The organism is Bacillus sp. 01N45 (assembly GCF_056399205.1).
Genome location: NZ_JBFTQW010000008.1, coordinates 110784 through 128195, shown reverse-complemented (window position 1 = coordinate 128195; position 17412 = coordinate 110784). Strand labels below are relative to the sequence as shown.

Annotated in this window: 16 protein-coding genes and 5 pseudogenes; 16 read left to right on the top strand and 5 right to left on the bottom strand. The window is 33.2% G+C overall.

Features of this window, described 5'->3' with window-relative positions:
• Positions 1-30 precede the first annotated feature (30 nt).
• On the bottom strand, positions 31-345 hold the full coding sequence (locus tag AC1DMU_RS19480; protein ID WP_000658777.1) for a thioredoxin family protein: 315 nt from the start codon (positions 343-345) through the stop codon (positions 31-33).
• Positions 346-1142: 797 nt separating this feature from the next.
• Between AC1DMU_RS19480 and AC1DMU_RS19475 the strand changes: the two genes are divergently transcribed.
• Complete coding sequence (locus tag AC1DMU_RS19475) at positions 1143-1316, top strand: hypothetical protein (protein ID WP_170968428.1); 174 nt, start codon at positions 1143-1145, stop codon at positions 1314-1316.
• On the opposite strand, the gene AC1DMU_RS19470 is transcribed toward AC1DMU_RS19475, so the two are convergent.
• Positions 1295-1903 carry a hypothetical protein gene (locus AC1DMU_RS19470; RefSeq protein ID WP_088063281.1) on the bottom strand — a complete coding sequence of 203 codons (609 nt, stop codon included), beginning with the start codon at positions 1901-1903 and terminating at the stop codon, positions 1295-1297. The genes AC1DMU_RS19475 and AC1DMU_RS19470 overlap by 22 nt on opposite strands.
• Positions 1904-2151: 248 nt before the next feature.
• Here AC1DMU_RS19470 and AC1DMU_RS19465 point away from each other — a divergent pair, with 248 nt between their 5' ends.
• Together AC1DMU_RS19465 and AC1DMU_RS19460 are read left to right on the top strand one after the other, a co-directional pair.
• Positions 2152-2277, top strand: coding sequence for a hypothetical protein (locus AC1DMU_RS19465; RefSeq protein WP_255288454.1), 126 nt, complete (start codon positions 2152-2154; stop codon positions 2275-2277).
• Positions 2278-2851: 574 nt separating this feature from the next.
• The gene (locus AC1DMU_RS19460) at positions 2852-3205 is read left to right on the top strand and encodes a hypothetical protein (RefSeq protein WP_088063282.1); all 354 of its coding nucleotides are present in this window, start codon (positions 2852-2854) and stop codon (positions 3203-3205) included.
• 221 nt (positions 3206-3426) lie between these two features.
• Here AC1DMU_RS19460 and AC1DMU_RS19455 read toward each other — a convergent pair whose 3' ends face one another.
• Positions 3427-5418 carry a collagen-like repeat preface domain-containing protein gene (locus AC1DMU_RS19455; RefSeq protein WP_088609399.1) on the bottom strand — a complete coding sequence of 664 codons (1992 nt, stop codon included), beginning with the start codon at positions 5416-5418 and terminating at the stop codon, positions 3427-3429.
• Between the two features lie 314 nt (positions 5419-5732).
• Between AC1DMU_RS19455 and AC1DMU_RS19450 the strand changes: the two are divergent.
• Both AC1DMU_RS19450 and AC1DMU_RS19445 read left to right on the top strand, forming a co-directional pair.
• Positions 5733-5902, top strand: a pseudogene (locus AC1DMU_RS19450) (DUF6944 family repetitive protein); the annotation flags it as partial.
• 237 nt (positions 5903-6139) lie between these two features.
• Positions 6140-6418: a hypothetical protein gene (locus tag AC1DMU_RS19445; protein WP_088063283.1), complete on the top strand. Its 279-nt coding sequence runs from the start codon at positions 6140-6142 to the stop codon at positions 6416-6418.
• 121 nt (positions 6419-6539) lie between these two features.
• On the opposite strand, the gene AC1DMU_RS19440 is transcribed toward AC1DMU_RS19445, so the two are convergent.
• Positions 6540-6677 (bottom strand): DUF3956 family protein, encoded by a 138-nt coding sequence (locus AC1DMU_RS19440; protein WP_000443219.1) that lies wholly within the window; start codon positions 6675-6677, stop codon positions 6540-6542.
• Between the two features lie 201 nt (positions 6678-6878).
• Between AC1DMU_RS19440 and AC1DMU_RS19435 the strand changes: the two are divergent.
• The 6 genes and pseudogenes from AC1DMU_RS19435 to AC1DMU_RS19410 all read left to right on the top strand — a co-directional run bounded on the left by AC1DMU_RS19435 (position 6879) and on the right by AC1DMU_RS19410 (position 11060).
• Positions 6879-7276, top strand: a pseudogene (locus AC1DMU_RS19435) (CHRD domain-containing protein).
• Between the two features lie 341 nt (positions 7277-7617).
• Entirely contained in the window at positions 7618-7869 is a 252-nt protein-coding gene (locus AC1DMU_RS19430; protein WP_033656336.1) for a DUF3947 family protein, read from the top strand.
• 614 nt (positions 7870-8483) lie between these two features.
• Positions 8484-8983 (top strand): annotated as a pseudogene (locus AC1DMU_RS19425) (sigma-70 family RNA polymerase sigma factor).
• Entirely contained in the window at positions 8973-9995 is a 1023-nt protein-coding gene (locus AC1DMU_RS19420; protein ID WP_088063284.1) for an anti-sigma factor, read from the top strand. Before AC1DMU_RS19425 ends, AC1DMU_RS19420 begins: the two are co-directional and overlap by 11 nt.
• Positions 9977-10288 (top strand): hypothetical protein, encoded by a 312-nt coding sequence (locus AC1DMU_RS19415; RefSeq protein WP_088063285.1) that lies wholly within the window; start codon positions 9977-9979, stop codon positions 10286-10288. Before AC1DMU_RS19420 ends, AC1DMU_RS19415 begins: the two co-directional genes overlap by 19 nt.
• Positions 10289-10523: 235 nt before the next feature.
• Positions 10524-11060, top strand: a complete 537-nt coding sequence (locus tag AC1DMU_RS19410) for a C1q-like domain-containing protein (protein ID WP_001278094.1) — start codon at positions 10524-10526, stop codon at positions 11058-11060.
• A 911-nt stretch (positions 11061-11971) separates the two neighbouring features.
• Here the strand turns inward: AC1DMU_RS19410 and AC1DMU_RS19405 are convergent.
• On the bottom strand, positions 11972-12166 hold the full coding sequence (locus AC1DMU_RS19405) for a hypothetical protein (protein ID WP_088063287.1): 195 nt from the start codon (positions 12164-12166) through the stop codon (positions 11972-11974).
• A 275-nt stretch (positions 12167-12441) separates the two neighbouring features.
• On the opposite strand from AC1DMU_RS19405, the gene AC1DMU_RS19400 reads away from it, so the two are divergent.
• From AC1DMU_RS19400 to AC1DMU_RS19380, 5 genes and pseudogenes are all read left to right on the top strand, one after another.
• Complete coding sequence (locus AC1DMU_RS19400) at positions 12442-13032, top strand: hypothetical protein (RefSeq protein WP_088063288.1); 591 nt, start codon at positions 12442-12444, stop codon at positions 13030-13032.
• A 555-nt stretch (positions 13033-13587) separates the two neighbouring features.
• Positions 13588-14601, top strand: coding sequence for a glycoside hydrolase family 25 protein (locus tag AC1DMU_RS19395; protein ID WP_476941547.1), 1014 nt, complete (start codon positions 13588-13590; stop codon positions 14599-14601).
• 177 nt (positions 14602-14778) lie between these two features.
• Positions 14779-15630 carry a peptidylprolyl isomerase PrsA gene (locus AC1DMU_RS19390; RefSeq protein ID WP_088063290.1) on the top strand — a complete coding sequence of 284 codons (852 nt, stop codon included), beginning with the start codon at positions 14779-14781 and terminating at the stop codon, positions 15628-15630.
• A gap of 457 nt (positions 15631-16087) precedes the next feature.
• Positions 16088-16306 (top strand): annotated as a pseudogene (locus AC1DMU_RS19385) (hypothetical protein).
• Positions 16307-16583: 277 nt separating this feature from the next.
• A pseudogene (locus AC1DMU_RS19380) lies at positions 16584-16989 on the top strand (hypothetical protein).
• The last annotated feature ends 423 nt before the right edge of the window (positions 16990-17412 follow it).

The following is a 17412-nucleotide window of genomic DNA, read 5'->3' as shown; positions in this document are numbered from 1 at the left end:
CTAGAAATTATTTTTCAGAGGGTTTTAATCTTAGTATGCTTCTAAAAACTCAGTAACTTGCTCTTCAGTTTTTGCGTTAGCACTATGTAAGTGGCCTAGTTTCTCACCATTTTGATATACAAGTAAACTTGGAATACCCATTACTTGATACTCTTCAGCGATACTTGGGAACTCATCTTTATTAATAGAATACCATTCAAACTTATTGAACTCTTCCATTACATCTCCGATAAAGTTATCCATACGAACGCAATCTGGGCACCATGTAGTAAAGAACTTTACAACTACTGGCTCCTCACTTGCGATGATGTCTTTGAATTCCTGTTCAGATTTGATTTCTTTCATGTTTTGTTTCTCCTTTTTCACTATCAATATTTTTGATTGTTTAGTTGGTGTATTTGCTGTGAAATGAAAACTTCAAACGAGAGCTTTTCTTTCAGAATAATTCGTTTGCAAATTGATCCACCGCAGTTTCTTGAAGTCCTGGTACAACATGGAAGTAATTGTCCAATGTGATACCTACTCTGTTAAGTCCTAAACGTTCGCTAATGATCTTCGGATGTATACTTTAGAAACTAGAAACGAATATTAGGAACCTCACTTTTCTTTATAAGCTTTTTCTAGGGTTGTGTCAAACTTCTGAATTGTAAGGTTACTATTATAAGTAGGGTAATTCAAATTGTATTCATGATAGCCATTGCTATAACGTTCTTTTTTTCCTCACATATTTTTATGAGATGCTTATGAAGCGACTGAAATGTAATGTCGGATAAAACAAGCAATCTCTTTCTGGTACTTAGAGAAGGTAAACGGTGGATAATCATTACTCATAAATTTTATGAGTGAATTAAACAACAAGCAGGAAATTCAAAAAAAGATGTAGGGGATGCATGTATGAATTTAGAGGAATCGTTATAAGAACGTATTCGTGAAGTTGTGAGAGAAGAGATTAGGGCGGCGTTATATGAGTTCCAGCAATAATCACAACCCCAAAAAGTAATATGGGTGAAAGAAGCGTGACTAACAAGAGGGGAAATTGCTGCACTGTATAGAGTGAAAGAAAAAACATGATGTGGAACGCGAAAGGGATCATAAGAACATCTTAGGAATTATTTAGCGGTTAAGAAGTCAGGGGAATTAGGATGTTGAAATGGGTGAAGAAACAAAAACGCCCACCTTGCATTGTTTGTGAGAAACAAGAAGGTGAGCTTCAATTAAAAGAAACGAATTGGATTTGTGAAAATTGTGCCCAAATTACGCATGAACAAGGTATTGAAAGAGATACCTATACCCTTTATATCTTATTCCATAAATAACAAAGCTGGTGGGCTTCTGATTCAAGAGCTATTAAATGATCATTATTAATAGAGTTATTCGTATACATTCTGTTCTTTTGGATGTTAAGGACAGTATAATTCACATCGTTATATTTATTTGAAAATGTTGATTCATTTAATAATGTCAGTGTTGAGTTGATGTTATATTTATCAATTCGCTCTTTTTTTCCTTTGAAAAATAGTTTAATAAGATGCGGCTCATCATTAATGAGCAAACCGAGTTCAGGTGATGAGCGGACGATTAAATTATCTGATAACCAATGTGATTTACCTGGATCAAACCAAGAGACTTCTTTGTTTTTAATAAATTTTTTGTACTGCTTTATAACATCAATGTAGTTTTGCTTTTTCTTCTGATCAACAGTTTGTACTAATGTTTCAAAACAATCAAAAGGTAGTTCGTTTTTATGAAATTTAATAACAGTTTCTCGTAATTGTTTCCAGTAATCAAAAACCGGGTGATATTCAGGTTGAGATTTTAAATTCTTTACAAAATTTGTTTTAGCTGCACTACTTTTCAGTGTGAAGTCTAAAAATTGTGTAAGTCCCACTTTAATTTCCGCCATGTTACACCTCCTTTCCAAATGTTACTAATTCAATATTGGAAAGGGAAATCCTGCATTTTTAAGGAGGTGAACTAGATGCTAGAAAAACCGATGTTCATACACAATGGTAATTGTAAAGCTGGTTCGCAAAAATGACGAAAATCCCAATTTATTTTATATATTCAGCCACGGTGTGTGAGTGCTGTGGCTTTTGTATTTCTTATTGAGCTTGGTATTCATGGAATACTTTCTAAGAGGAGGAAACTGGAATGGATCTACACCCACTAAATGATAATAATCCGAAAAAAGCATTGGAAGGGTTTTTAAAAGCAGTGGAGAAAGCCCAGAAAGAAGAGAATGAAAAATCAAAGAAAGCAAATAAAGAAGATGAGTGAAGCGCGCTATCGTTAAAATGACGAATAACGTGCTTTTTTATTTTTTTCATAAAGCGCATGCATATTCATGGATTTACAGATATTTGTTACGTGGGCATAGTGTTTTTGATAAATAATATTATGGAAATAAACGGAAATGCAATTATATGAAGAAAGGTCCTGTTGTTTCCAACAGGACCTTTCCTAAAATGGCAAAGAGTAACTCTTACCTTACTCTTCTCGTATATAATACATGAAAAAGATAGATGTGTATACAACAATAAATTCCAATATAATTATTTGAATATAGTGTTTAAGAATAATAAGGTGGAATTTTAAATAAGGAATTAAATTACAAATGTTGATTTATCAGGTGATTCAAATGAATTTCTATCAAATTGTAGTTAATAAAGTGATATTGAGATAATAAGATATGTAATTTTGCATACCAGATTTTTAAAGCGAACAAGGGTATGGAATATTTAAATAATACGGAAGTTGAGGGAGAGTAATACTAAAATTTCATTTGTTTTTTACTGTAATAAATAAATTTATTTGAATAGAAGCGAAAAATAGAGGTTTGCCTTAGTCATTTATGAAAGTCAAGAATATTTATAACCATAGGAGTAAATACACAGGTCCGATTTTTGTAATGATGGAGGGCATTGATATGGACATAACTCAAAGTATGGCAAGAATAGTGGTAAATGGAAAGGATCTTCCGTTTATTTCAGTTAGAACTTCTGTATGGAATCAAGGACCTGTAAATGATTTAATTGTTTCGACAAACTTGAGAGCCGAGGAGCTTTATCAGTTTATGTGGTCACAAGTGCCAGTAATGCTTGCGATGTATTTTCTTCAAGGAGCGGACTTAATGCGGTTTGCTAGAATTAATGGGATTAATCAAAGTGTAACGGGAGAATATATATATCATTTCTCTTGGGGATAAAACGAATGTAAAGTAGCTTAACAGCTGCTTTTTTATTTTATAAAAGAATTTTAGAAGATTAGAAAATATGATTAGAGCGTGATATAGATAATTTGTGACTGTTTTTCACGTTCGTAAAGTTAAGCAGTTACTTCATTTCATACAAAGGGGGACTTTGAATATGAAGTTTTTAAGGAACGCAAAAAAACAGAGAGACATATATTTTTGTCTCTCTGTTTTTTTTATTCACAAATAGTTCCAGTTGCTATACCAGTTGGAGCAACGCCTACTGGAACAGTATCTATAACCATATTTGTAGCAGTATTGATAACAGAAACAGTATTGCTACCTTGGTTTGTAACGTAGGCGAGAGTGCCATCTGGTATGATGGTTACTTGATCCGGGGATAAGGCAACAGGAATTGTATTAATTACAGTATTTGTCGCCACGCTTATTACTGATACATTATTACTAACTTTATTTACAACGTAAATACGTGTGCCATCTGGTGTAATATCTATACCAACCGGTTCAGTACCTACGTTAATTGTATTAATTACGGAATTAGTAGCGGTGTCAATAACAGAAACAGTATTGCTGTTTTGATTTGTGACATAGGCACGAGTGCCATCTAGTGTAAAGACGATTATTCTAGGACGAATGCCAACAGGGATAGTAGCGCTAACTGTATTAGTAGCAGTATTAATAACAGAAATTGTGTTGCTTAATTCGTTTGCGACATATGCAAAGGTTCCATTTGGAGAAACGGTGATTCCTTGCGGAGCGTTACCAACAGGAATGGTAGCAACAACTGTGTTAGTAGCAGCATTTATAACAGAAACAGTATTATTACCGTGATTTCCAACATAAACAGTTGTATTATTTGGAGAAACAGCTACACCAATCGGGTCGCTTCCAACAGGAATGGTAGCGATAACAGAATTTGTAGAAGTATTAATAACGGATACGGTATCAGAAAAAATATTAGTAACATAAGCGCGAGTCCCATTTGGTGAAACGGTTACTTCAAGAGGAGCATTATCTACAGTAATTGTAGCAACAACTGTATTTGTTCCGGTATTAATTACAGATACTGTATCATCTGTGGGATCGTCTATGGCTCCTGCGTTTGTAACATAAACAAGGAAATTACATGCAGGTCCAGTGGGGCCGGTTGGCCCAGTCGGTCCCGTAGGTCCTGTTGGACACTCACAATCTCCAGTCGGTCCTGGTGGTCCTTCCGGTCCTTGAATACCTTGCACACCTTGAGGTCCAGTCGGCCCTTCTGGTCCTTCCGGTCCTTGAATACCTTGCACACCTTGAGGTCCAGTCGGCCCTTCGAGTCCTTCCGGCCCTTGAATGCCTTGCACACCTTGAGGTCCAGTAGCTCCTTCTGGTCCTTCCGGCCCTTGAATTCCTTGTACTCCCTGAGGTCCAGTCGGTCCTGGGGGTCCAGGAACTCCCATTCCAGTCCCAGAGCCAGTGGGTCCAGGTGGTCCAGGTGGTCCTTGAAGCCCTTGCACACCTTGGGGTCCAGTCGGTCCTTCCGGTCCTTCTGGCCCTTGAAGCCCTTCCACGCCTTGAGGTCCAGTAGCTCCTGCAAGTCCTTCCGGTCCTTGAAGCCCTTGCACACCTTGAGGACCAGTAGCTCCTTCTGGTCCTTCTGGCCCTTGAATTCCTTGCACACCTTGAGGACCAGTAGCTCCTTTAGGTCCTGAAAATCCTCTAGGTCCTGTCGCTCCAGTAGGACCGGGTATTCCGATAATATTTAATAGAGAACTATTCAATATTCCTTGCAAAATTAAGTTGAATGTTTGTTGTAACAATGGGTCCGATATATTGGAACAACTAATGAGCGAAGATAAATTTTGGAATAGAAATTGGAATAACGCAGAGATTTGAGTAAGAGATGCAGTGGGCAAAGAATTGATTAATTGAGTGATAGTTCGTATAACTAAATTTTTATTTGGAGTATTTGGTTGTACTGCAATGATTAAATCATTTAACGCTTGTAATGATGATTGGAGTATTTGTATAGTTGTCGGATTTGGCGTGGTAAAGAAAGAAAGGATAGCTTGATTTAATTGGTTAATTAGGGACAATAATTCTTGTTGCTGAGAAAATGAGAAAAAAACAGGTGTACAACAATTACTTTGATCACAAGGGGATATAGAAATAAAACAGGGAAATTGGAATTTTTTGCACGGATCGTTTGAGTTTTGATTATTTTTCATAATTACCTCCTTTTTAAAATTTTATCATCGTTAAGTATGCTTTAAGAGTTTGTATTTTCTTCTGCATTTAAAGGATTTGTAAGTATTTGTGTAATGTTCAGGAATATTTTTCTTCTAAGTATATGTTTAGAAAATCAAGACGTTCTTATGGGACGTATAATTAATACTTGGTTATTAACAAGAAGTGTAAGTAAGGCTAGAAAACAAAATGGAAATATATTTTTATTAACTTAAAACATAAAAGAGTAATTTATTAAGTGTTTTAGTGAAGAAATCATCTATTTGCAAAAACTACTTTGTTTTATAGGAAAAGTAATATAAATGGAAAAAATTTAAACACTCAAATAAATAGCGAACCGAATGAAAAAATAAAGGAAGACAGCTGATAGAAATTGCAGGAAGTTGGATACAGGCCGTCGGTTCCGTAATTTCATTAATTGGACAAATACGTGAAGAAAATGAGGAGTTGGAAGGGAGCGATTGATAGACTAGTTTAAAAAAGTAAAATGTAACTATTTTCTAAAATGACAATGAGTAATTTTCACCTTGTTTTTTGATGAACCATTTTTATATGAAAATCATATAATATATTGTAGGACAAGCAACCAGTTTATAATCTATTAAATACTCCAAGAGCTTACCTTATATATATCTTCGCATCTACTGATCTAGATGCTCTTTTTTTATTGAACAAAACACCCATTTGGAAAGGAGGTTAATAATGGGAGTGACATTAGAAGAATTAGAAAAGTGTTATAACAAAGCCTTTATTGAGGGAGCAGAGTACGTAGCTGTTCAGATTGAAACGGATGGATTTCATAGCGATGAAGTAATTATTAACGACAAATACAGTATAGACTCTAAATTAAAGTATTATAAGAAAACATACAATGAAAATTTAGAACATAGATGGATTCCAGGGATTCGTATTGTAGGTTTTGCATATGGCTATTCGTTCTCAGAAATTCTACATGAATTAGGGTTGCTAGTGAAGAAATGATTAAACAAATAGCAGTTATTTTACGCGATGCCGTGCTTTTAGTGGTGTCTTTTTTTGTTGTGAAGGAAAGATATAAATAAAAAAGAGAGCCTAAGCTCTCTTTTGAATAGATACCTAACGTTTATGCACAGATTGGAATTCCTAATGCTATTAAGGTCAATGCTACTTGAAGAGAAAGTTCTAATCTAGCAATTTCGATTCCAGCGACTGAGACCACTAAAAGAGGTTGTCCATTAACGAACAAAACACAGCTTTCCATACTTTCGCCTCCTTCCGAGTAATCTAATATAGTATATGAATAAAATTCAAATACGTAATAGTCGGATTAATGGATTTAATAGAAATTGATAATTTAACCTATGGTATAAAAAAATTAAGTAGACTAATACCTGATTTATTAACACTATATATGAAGGACAAGAATATATTAGGAGTATATAACAACGTAGGAGTGGTAAATATGTTCTTTGCAAAGTTACGCGGTAGGAATGAAGTTCCACCAGTAGAAACAGGTGCTCGAGGAGAGGCTTTCTTTAAATTAAGCCCGGACAAGCTTAGCTTAAAATTCAAGCTAGATTTATTCGATATAGAGGATGTAGTAGCTGCCCATCTGCATCTTGGGTCAAAAGGAACGAACGGTCCTGTTGTAGCTTTTTATTTGGACCTATAACAAATCCAGTTTCAATAGAGTGTGCAACTCTTACGGGAATGATTACTCAAGAAGATTTGGTCGGGCCGTTAGCGGGTCAAACATTAGGTACTCTTGTAAATGAAATCATATCTGGAAACATATATATTAATGTTCATACAGTACAACATTCTAATGGTGAAATACGAGGACAATTGAATTATTGTTAATGAATAAAAGTAGTGAAAAATAAAGCATCCGTTTAGGGTGTTTTTATTTTGTGAAGGTTGTATAGATAAGTAATCTATTTTTAGTAATCTTAAACATTCATTTCTAAAATTTTGAAAGTAGTCGAATTTAAAAAATAGTTATCAGAAACTTGTTAATGAAATGCCCCTTCAAAAATTAAATTAGTATTAGTAGATGAACCTTGTAAATGAAATATGAAAGTGTAACAGATAATAAAAATCTTTAAACCTAATCAAAGCTAATAGATTAACTCTCCGCACCCACTGAAATAAAGAATCATAACATAACTTGTAATTACTTTTAGGGAAGTGAGATGAAAGTAATGTTTTATTCTTATTTTGCTACTCAAGCTGGTATGCGACCAGCGTATGGTACATCAATAACGTTTAGTGGAGCACAAAGTACAGTTCAAGCTGTTCAACAAGCATTACAAATGCAACAACAAATGCAAATGCAGCAACAAGGTATCCAGCCGTATTATTCATCTATGGAGTATTTTTACCCAGTGCATCAAATCACACCGTATGGAAGTTCTTTTCTTACTATCCCATATGGAACTGTATTTAATCTATAAATTGAAAGTTTAATCAGTAGGGGGCAGGTATCCCAAACCGATTATTAGTCCTCGCCAATTGGACATATACGGACGATCTGGCTCCTACCTACCTTTCTTGCATGTTCCGAAATTTTTTTGGAGTCTTATTACCCACAAATGGAGAGGGGGATATGTAAGCGTCAAATAGTCCTCACCTACAATTTGTAAATAGCCGATGAGATAATCTCCGTACATACTACAAATGTTTTTTGATGAGATGATACCGATTAAAGAAAAAGTGGGGATTAATTTATCATGAAAAATGATGGTTAGTGGCTCTGTATGAAAGGATACATGAACATTTATTTACGCGGACCAGATTCAGATGTAACAACGAAGTCCTATCTGCGGGTATATCGTACAGGATGATTGTCATATAACTATCAACTTACAAAAAGTAGGAGAACATCTGAATCGTTTTTTTACTGGTTTTGAAAGATATTTACAGCCATAATATCTAGTATTTTGTTTATAATTGTAAATAGTTATTAAAATGTATAAAAGATGTTTTTTTATAAATAAAAAAGAAAAAAGGAAAAATAATGCAACTTTTGAATTTGTTTATTCGTGTTATATATGAAAGGAGGAGGGGGATGGAGATTGAAGAAATATATAAGGTTTATATAAACGATGTGTACCGGTATTTATTTTCCCTTTCTCGTAGCCATCACGTAGCGGAGGACTTGATGCAAGAGACTTTTTATCGGCGTATCTTTATTTAGAAGACTATGAAAATCAAAAGGTAAAATCATGGCTTTTTAAAGTGGCATATCATACGTTTATTGATTATGTTAGGAAAGAGAAAAAAGTAACCTTTGTAGGAACGGAGGAATTAGAGACAATACAAGCGGAGGAATCTACAGAAGAGTATGTAGTCGCAAAAAATAGTTATGAAAAGTTAATTCAGATTATTCATACTTTACCGGTAATAGAGGCACAAGCTATTTTATTATGTGACGTACATCAATTAACGTACGAAGAGGGTGCTTCTGTATTAGATTTAAAGTTAAATACGTATAAAAGTCACATGTTTCGCGGGAGAAAGAGATTAAAAGAATTGTTAAAGGAGGAAAAGAGTCAAAATGACAAATGATAAACCTCATTCTGAACAAGATGATTATAAAGAACTGTTACAAGAAGCTATTCATCAAAGACCGGCTTCACTATCTGATGGAAAACAAGAGCAATTGTTGAAAATAGGTAAAAAAAGAGCACGTATTACGAATGTTTTAATTGTATTTACTTTTTTATTACTTATTCAACCTATTATATATATATCAACACTCTTATATTATACATTGGCACCTACAAACGCAATGGAGATACGGAATGTAGTAAATCAAACGTTAAGTGTAACAGAACCAAATGTATTTTTGAAAGATAGGGACATGGAGCAAACGTTGATACCGCTTAGTTTGCAATTGCATTTTGATTTGTATAAAAGAGTAGGAAAGAAAGATATTCGAATAGGAGAAGAGAAAACAGATTATGTATTTAGTAGAGCAACGAAAGTAAGCCGTGAATATACAACAGATGAAAAAATTCCGAAAATCCCGTATATAGACAACGAAGTATTGTCTCATCCTAATAATTATAATGCGTCCTATAATAGTAGCGAAGAAGTGCAAGTATTAAAGGGTCTTCCGCAAGAATCTGTTGTAGAAGCATTTGTATCTTTTAGAGAATTATTAAGTGTACAAGAGGTAACGGATATGTTTCCTACTATTGATATTGTGTGGTATGCCATTAATACAGGATTAGAGGAGAAGCAAACGAATGAAGAGGGTATGTATGTAGCCCCGATTGGCTTTCCAGCAGAAATGATTTCAAGGCCAAGTGGTGCTTTTGAAAGTGATTCACCTCATGAGGAACAATTTATTGATGTTTTAAAGTCATTACAGAAGCATGAAGATTTAGCTGTGAAGCTATCTAGAGCGAAAGTATTAGAGTTGTCAAAGCGTATTTCTTTCCTTGAAAAAAATGGGGTGAAAACATACGGGGCAGTTGTAACTGGGCCTAAAGTAGAAGTTGAAAAATTGATGAGCCACGAAAAAGTTAGAAAATTGAAAGTAGGTGAAGCGAGGTTATGGAATTGGCATTCTTAAAAAAAAGAAAGAATCATATGTATAAACAGGAAACGTGGATGGGGACTATTTCATTAATTATTGCCTTTCTAGCGTTATTGTATTTGAACATTATATTGCTTACTCAAGAAACATTTATAGGTAAAGGTTTTCTGCAAATAGTTGGTATTGGCGTGGTGTGCTCAGTCGTAGGTATGATCACAAAAAGCAAAAGTCGAAAATATGCATTGTGGGCATGTAGTTTATTTGTTTTTATGCTGTTGTTTGCTGTATTTGGATTTATGTTAGGTTGGATGATAAGCTTTGGGCCATAAAAAAAGAGCGAATGTAGATTCGCTCTTTTTTGTATTGAAAGTGAAATAGCTAAGTGAAGAATCCATTAAATTTGAATGGATTGCACGATACATCTAGGTTGTGTTTTTATTAATATGTTTTCCTCTCAAGTGTATATAAATAGGCGATAAGTATAGTGCTAAAACAATAGCTCGTCCAAACATTGCGAATCCCCCTTACATAATATGTAGTAATAAGCATGAAAGGGGAACTAGCATGTCTTGCTATTACTACTGTAAGTATTGTAAAGAGTATAAAAAGAAACAGCATGATTGTTGTAAGAGCACGAGTAAGTGTAATGACAACGAGGAGAAGCTTGTTAGGGCATCTGCATTTAGAGCTAGAAATACGGTGAATCAAACGGTTCCTGCCAATACTTTTGTAAAGGTATTGTTCCAAAATGAACAATTTGATTTAGCAAATGAGTATAATCCAGTAACGTCTATTTTTATTCCGAAGACTAGGGGAGTTTACTCTATTATTGGAACGATTGGTTTCTTTCCAAACGATCCTAGTTTAAATTATAGAGCTCGTGTAGAAATTCGTGTAAATGGAAACGCAGCAATAGCTATAGATAATGACTTTTTCGGTCCAATAGGTTTTGGAAATGTAGTAAGTGTTTCGACGATTATTCAATTGAATGAAGGAGATCAAGTTGAGGTTTATGCACAAAGTAGCATAGACGGAGTTTTAAGTCCTTCAGAAGACGGCTCACATTTTGAAGCTGCAAGATTTCCTTCTCCAATTAAATAACGAAGAGAATAAAATACTTTTCAGTAGGTTTAGTTAATCCCCTACACCAAATGGTGGGGGATTATTATTATTTTTCTAAAATATATAAGTAAATAGGCTAAATATAGTTTGTTTCAGGAGAATTTTACATGCTAGGATGTAAGGTTGAAAGTGCTAGCTTATTATGAGTATTAGATATTCTGCAGGTAATAAAAAGAGTACAACGAAACAAGTAACATGGTTGTGAAAGTTCTTAGGCATTACATTTGCTAGTAGTCTTATGGAATAGAAAAGATATCTAAATTTATTAATACATAAAAGGCCGTATAATTACGGGCTTTTTCTTTACTATATAGAAATTACATATTTAACATAGGTTTGTGTAGGTATTGCTATTGTATAGAAAGGAAAAACATTAAGACGATTACACTATATAAAAATAAAATAAATCCTAAGATGAGTAGTATGGGATGCAACTTGAACATTTTTGACCTCCTTGAGTATATAAAGAATTTTAATACATATTTGGTCAATTTAGAAGGGGAATATATTAATGAATGATGATTGAATCAATCAATACACTAATTTAACAGAATAGTGAACGTATAATAAATAAAGGAGTATTGTTGATTACACATTGATTAAATTGTTTATAAGCAGCAGATAGGTTGATCGCCCGTGAAATATAAAAGTGAGCAGGTTTATGTTTACAGAATGAGAGATAAATAAAAAAAAGAGCATACATAAAAAGTACGCTCTAAAGAAAGATAGGTTTTATGAGTGGATAATTTCCATACGATAATATATGCTCGGTTAATAAAAACGTGTGAAAAATCAATAGATTATCAATGGAATAACATGAAATGAGTAATTTTGGTCTATTCCCGTCGTCGCGGAGCTAACCAAATTGTAAGGATTGTGAATAGAATGGATTAACAACTGGATAATGATCGTACTTCAGTTCCGTATTTCTTATAGTTTGGATATTGCGTAATAGTTTGACACTTAGGTGTGGAAAGTTGGTTAATTATAGAAACATTTGTAATTACCTCGTTACATGGACCGAAAAATGTGATTTTTAGTTTTGAGTTTGGTGGAACTTTAACCACGATAGGTTTTTTTTTCATAAAATCAGCTCCTCATATGCAGCATCTTATTCTGCACTTTTTCGTTCAGATTATAAAGGCGTATTAATATAATATGAAATTTTAGTTGAGTTGATAATAATATGGGGTTTTATGCCGTGGTGAAAATGTGGGAAATGCATAGGAAACTGAGAATGTTCTATAAAATGTTTAATCGATATAATAGGTAAAAGCAAAAAATAAGTAATTTATCTAATACACTTTTTTCCTTGATACATATTATAGTAGTAAGAATTGTATTAGGAGGTAATGAAAGAGTGCAAGAAAATGTACAAGCTCAGCTTTCACCACCGTGGATCACATATTTCAATGAGTTAAAAAATTCAATTGGTGCTGATCCAACTGTTTCAGTTGGTCCGCTAATTCCAGTTGGCGGGAATTATATTATTTTAGTGCATGCGTTAAGTAATGAAAAAGCGATAGCGTTAGCAACGCTTCTAAAATCTTTTGTAGAATTTGGGAATGTAAGTGTAACAGTTATTGTAACTAATAATGAAAATAACATTGTAAATCCACTTCCATGTCCACTAGATGCATTTGAAATTGCTCATTTATTTCAAGCGGCGTTAGAAAATAATCCTTATTTTGAACAAGTTGTTGTACAGCCGCAGCTTCCTGGTGGATCAAATGTTGTCTTTCCAGTTTTTACTGCGCAAGTGATTCAATTTTTTAATGATGATATTTCAAATTTATGTCAAACATTTACTGGTGTTGCTGCAAATGTATTTCATGATGTAATGAACGATGACATTTGTGATATCCCAATTTTATTCTCCACAAGCTGTGTTCCGAGCGGTGAGAGTGCACAATTACAAAATACAGAGTTGACACCAAAACTGTTTTACTAAATTGTAAGAAGACATTTTCATTAATAGAAAATGTCTTTTTTGTATGCATAAACGTTACTTTGTCTAGCTAATTACAGGTTAACAAGCTGTGAATCATGAACGAAACTGCCACTGATGAAAGAGTTACAGAATTTCATATAGTATGTAAAAGTAGTCTGTTTGAATTGAAAATATATAAGAAATGTGAGGGAAATCATTTTCGTGAATATAGAATAATCRCAAGAAACACAGTAAGTTAGCTGTCATACATATGTTTATTAGTCTAAAGAAGATTAATATCGATGAGTAGTAATAATGAAAACGTTTCTAATAATAGCGCTAATGAAAGGTTAATTAATTGATATTATTTACTAATAGATGATAGTGCATATCTCGAATTTGTGAATGAGCTGTATGAAAAATAAATAAAATTAGTGGAAGTTTAATTAAAAGATTATATGTTTTGAAAAATAATATAGATTCTCCTTATTTATATTATAGATAGCTAGTATTAGGCATAAGGGGCTTTCAATAAGACAAGCTTTGAATATGATATTAAAAAGGGGATGAATTGTAGTGGGGTATATTATCGATATTTCAAAATGGAATGGAACTATTGATTGGGATATTGCAGCATCTCGGCTAGATTTAGTTATTGCTAGAGTTCAAGATGGCTCGAATACGGTAGATTTTATGTATCAAAATTATGTGAATGAAATGAAGAAACGCAGTATTCCATTTGGTAATTATGCATTTTGTCGCTTTATATCTATTGCTGATGCAAGGAAAGAGGCACAAGATTTTTGGAGTCGTGGCGATAAATCTGCTAAGTTTTGGGTGGTGGACGTAGAAATTCAAACGATGATGGATATGCAAGGGGGGACACAAGCGTTTATAGATGAATTACGCCGTTTAGGTGCGAAAAAAGTAGGGCTATACGTGGGGCATCACACGTATGTATCATTTGGAGCACGTAATATTGAAGTTGATTTTGTATGGATTCCTCGTTATGGAGGAAATAAGCCAGCATATCCGTGTGATATTTGGCAATATACTGATGCGGGAAATGTTCCTGGTATTGGGAAAGGTGATTTAAATCAATTAATAGGAAATAAGTCGCTTTCTTGGTTTATAGGTTCGGATCAAGTAAATCAATCTATTCAATTTAACAAAGAGAATACACAGCAATCAAATGGTATTGGTATTGCAGTTTCAAAATATCCTGATGGATATGGCATAAACGTATATGAAAATCCTACGAATCCTCAGTTTACAGGTACAATCACTCAAAAAAATCCATATTTAGTCTTACATGGTTATTGGGAAGACGCAGATAAAGATATGATTTGCTTAGGCAATGATAAACAGTGGGTATATGTAAAACATTTTGATGTAGAATGGTTTTATGCAGTTTCAAAATATCCTGTTGGGTATGGAGTGAATTATTATGCAGAGCCTGAATGTATAAATTATAAAGGAAATATTGATGGATCAAAATCTTTTCGTGTGTGGGGAAGAGCCAAAAATGCAGTAGATATCGGGCAAAATAATTGGATACTGGAAGAACATGTAACTATTAAGAATCTATAGGAATACGTAAAGGGTCATTTTACTGATAAATAGTAAGATGACCTTTAATATTTGAACAAAAAAGAACAAGATACATAGTTTATTCAAATGAAATGAATTACATGTGGAAAACACATTGTTAACACAAGTACATTGTATAGTTATTCTTATATAATAATAAAAGTGAGGTATTTTGAATTGAAAAAGAAAAAGCTATTTTTAGGAACAATTATTTCATGCGTACTACTGGCATTATCGGCATGTGGTTCCTCAGACAATGTAGTAACATCAAAAGTAGGAAATGTTACAGAGAAAGAGTTAAGTAAAGAATTAAGACAAAAATATGGGGAAAGTACTTTATACCAAATGGTGTTAAGTAAGGCGTTGCTAGATAAATATAAAGTTTCAGATGAGGAAGCAAAAAAACAAGTAGAAGAAGCAAAAGATAAAATGGGTGACAACTTCAAATCGACTTTAGAGCAAGTTGGATTGAAAAATGAAGATGAATTAAAAGAAAAAATGAAGCCAGAAATCGCATTTGAGAAAGCGATTAAAGCGACTGTCACAGAAAAAGATGTAAAAGATAACTATAAACCAGAAATGAAGGTAAGTCACATTTTAGTGAAAGATGAAAAGACTGCTAAAGAAGTGAAAGAGAAAGTAAATAATGGAGAAGATTTTGCAGCTTTAGCGAAGCAATATTCAGAGGATACTGGTTCAAAAGAACAAGGTGGGGAAATAACTGGTTTTGCTCCAGGGCAAACGGTGAAAGAATTTGAGGAAGCTGCATATAAATTAAATGCAGGACAAGTAAGTGAGTCAGTAAAAACAACTTACGGGTACCATATTATTAAAGTGACAGATAAAAAAGAATTGAAGCCATTTGATGAAGTAAAAGATCAAATTCGTAAAGATTTAGAACAGCAAAGACTACAAGATACGACAGGTAAATGGAAACAGCAAGTAGTTAATGATTTATTGAAAGATGCTGGTATTAAAGTGAATGATAAAGAATTTAAAAATACATTTGAATTTCTAGAAAAGAAATAATGATTGTAATTAGAAAAGGGAACCTATATAGGTTCCCTTTTCTAGTTAGTGTGTGTGTTATAAATAGATAGTAAGACAATATAATATTACATTTAAATATTAAGAATTTCAATGGGAATTTATGTATTTTTTAAAAATTGGAATGATCAATGCTTCATAGAATGTTGATATTATAATGTTTCGTTTGCTTAATTTCATTCCACTATTTGCATGTAGTCTGATTGGCGCGGGCTAATTAAAACCTGAAGTGATTTAAGTTTTTCTTTATTGAAGTGGATAAACATAATTTGCAGAATGAAACATACAATAGTATTGAAAAAATATTGATGTTAAATGAAGTGAAAAGCAGAGCATTCTACTAAAAAAGAATGTTCTTTTTAGTATGAAATTTTCAGAGGAAAGAATGCTTTTAAAGAAATTATTTAATAGATAAATATATTACGTAGGAGGAGAAAATATGAAAGTAATTTTTCAAAGAGAAGGTGGAGGGAAGGTTTTTGAATCGTATGATGAAGATATAAGCAACTTATTAGCTATTTTAAAAGAAACGAAAGGGATCAAGATTGGGATGGTTGAGTATGAAGTATTATAATATGAATTAGAGTATTTTCGTAACCCAAAAAAAGCAGTAACAGAGAGGGAGTTACATATAATAGTACAACCAAAATATATGTAATAATAAGGGGCAATTATTTATAAATAGTTTTATACATTATGTACGAAAAGAGAGTGTTTAAATTGCTCTCTTTTCATAGAAATTCATAAGGAATGAATTGTGGTTCGTTATAAATTCCTTAAATTTTGTGAGTTCGTTCTTTATAATATATGCTTTCATTTATAGTTGGTTAATAAACTTGAAAAATTAAAACTTTTTAGTTTAGGCAGGGATTTTATATTCGAGCAGATAAATATTCATATAAAGTATTTTGTATATGAATATTGGAGGAGTAAAAATGAGTTTAGCAAGTTATATAGGGTGCAATGTAGAAATTCCGTTAACGGATCCAGATTCTAATGATGTAATTGTTTTTGGGTCGTGCTTTTCAGATGAAAGTATGCTTGAAATTGTACAAGAGTTTCAATTTCAAACAAGTTACACGTATGAAGTTTCAACGAGCTGGGGCATTGAACTTGTTGAGTGGCAAAGTGAAAAGGAGAAGAAAGAAGCTAAAAAAAGCTATTAGCTTTATGCTCGATTATGGAAGGTTATTTAAATGAGGGGGACTATTTTGAATTATTCAGTTGTTGGGTTGGTGATGAAGATCAGGAACGAGTGGGAGAATTAAATTAAAAATAAATCATTTTAATATAGATGAGATTTGTATCCCGGAAAGAACGCTTGTCAGGATAGAAAAGTAAATATGGAAATATACGTTATTAGAAAAAAGCGACTTCACTTTGTATGAAGTCGCTTTTTCTGTTGATATGTGGACGGCCTATTATATAAGAAGTGAAAAGCTCACTTGATGAAGAAAAAATAAATGATGGATAAAAATATAATTTAAATCATTCCAAAAGAACGTAGGTTCGTGTATAATTAGAACGAATGTTCTTGTATGTGTAGATAGTATACGAATAAGAAATAAAGTGAAACTTTAATAAGCAGGGTGTTCATCGTCCGTTATTTATTAGCTTTCACCAATTAAGCGTTAACGGGCAGTTGATTTTCGTCTTACCTCCTCGCATATAGCGGATTTTGAGGTAGGAGCTTCACTACCTGTTAATGCCGGATAAATATGAGCCTAGCATTATGAAAGAATAATTGAGTACCATTATGTGTGA